This window comes from Sphingomonas xinjiangensis, from assembly GCF_014199255.1.
In the GTDB taxonomy this organism is placed as follows: domain Bacteria; phylum Pseudomonadota; class Alphaproteobacteria; order Sphingomonadales; family Sphingomonadaceae; genus Sphingomonas; species Sphingomonas xinjiangensis.
Genome location: NZ_JACIJF010000060.1, coordinates 1 through 1,588, shown reverse-complemented (window position 1 = coordinate 1,588; position 1,588 = coordinate 1). Strand labels below are relative to the sequence as shown.

The window sequence follows — 1,588 nt, the reverse complement described above, 5'->3', positions numbered from 1 at the left end:
CAGTAATGTATTGTCGCTTCCCAATCCACCACACCGGTGCCCTTGCGGCAGCGGAGAGTAGCCTTCGCCTGTTGACTCAAGCCGCGATAGAGAAGTCGGCCGTTCAGCTTGCGCGCAGCGTCGCCCGAGACCGGTCACTCGTTCATCGCGAAGCGCTGATGGGGCGTCCGCCAGCTGCATCGATCGAATCTCCCGTGAGCCATCGTTGGACATCCGAGCTGCAAGCGCTACCGCGACTGCTACCGGTCGATCTGCGAAGCGAGCTCCAAGATGCTATCAACCATTTTAGCCGCTTCGGCTCTGTGTCAACCAGGCGCCACGGCGGCACTTACAGAGTCCCAAGTGCGTGGCATCGACCAGTACATCCACGCGGAAATGTCCCGGCAGCACATCCCCGGTTTGACGCTGGGCGTTTATCGTCAGGGTCACGCCATCCTGCTTAAGGGCTATGGCTTGGCAAACGTTGAGCACAATGTGCCGAGCAAGCCTGATACGGTCATGCAGTCTGGCTCGATCGGGAAATCCTTCACTGCCACGCTGATCATGATGCTAGTCGAACGGGGAAAACTCCGGCTCGAAGACAGTATTCGTCATCATCTCCCGAAACTTCCAGAGTCGTGGCAGGCCATCACCGTCGGGCAATTGCTTTCCCATACATCCGGTCTTTCCGACTATGACAGCGGCGATTTGACCAAGTCTGGTGGGCTTTTTGACCTCCGACAAGACTTCACCGAGGACGAGCTTGTCAGACGCGTAGCCGAATTGCCCCTAGAGTTTGCGCCAGGACAACGCTGGTCATATCGGAACGCCAACTATCTTGTGCTTGGCGCACTGATCCGCCAGGTTACCGGCGCTTTCTACGGCGACATGCTCAAACAGGAGGTTTTCGGACGGCTGAGGATGGCGGCGTCTCGCGTCATATCGGACCGAGAAATCGTGCCGCATCGGGCTGCCGGGTACGAGCTTCGAGGAGGAAAGCTCTACAACCAGGAGTGGGTTTCTCCCACGTTCAACTCTACGGCCGATGGAACTCTTTACCTCACCATCCGCGATCTGGAACTCTGGGACCGCGCCTTGTGTCAGGCTTCGATTCTGAAACCCGAGACCCTGCGCCAGATGTGGACGCCGGCTGCGATCGCCGGAGCCGCCCCGGCGGAAGGCTATGGTCTCGGCTGGTTTGTACGACACGCTGGATCGCAACTGATCGTCGAACACGACGGCGCCTGGCAGGGTTTCACTTCATACTTCGGCCGATATGTGGATGCCGGGATAAGCGTTGCCGTTCTCACGAATCTTGACGCGGAGCACAGTCAACCTGACACCATCGGGCAGTTCGTTGTCGGCTTGGTGGAGCCTTCGCTAGCCTACCCCGGTCCCGATGAACGATGATGGCCGACTTGGCTGCGCGACGCCCAGTCTCAGACAGGCGGAGCTTCGCTCTCCGGAGACATGAGCGCGTCATTAGCGGCAGCTAACACAGCTGGCTGGCCAATAGATGGTGTATCGCGGCGGCTGCGTTTCGACAGCAGATGGAATGACAGCCCCTTCACGTACGATGCCTGGATCGGGGTCGAACCTGACCTCGTGC

At 59.0% G+C, this 1,588-nt stretch carries 1 protein-coding gene; it reads left to right on the top strand.

Annotated features, from left to right (window positions below):
- Nucleotides 1-342 precede the first annotated feature (342 nt).
- Nucleotides 343-1,389 (top strand): serine hydrolase, encoded by a 1,047-nt coding sequence (locus FHT02_RS21265; RefSeq protein ID WP_221239636.1) that lies wholly within the window; start codon nucleotides 343-345, stop codon nucleotides 1,387-1,389.
- Nucleotides 1,390-1,588: the final 199 nt, after the last annotated feature.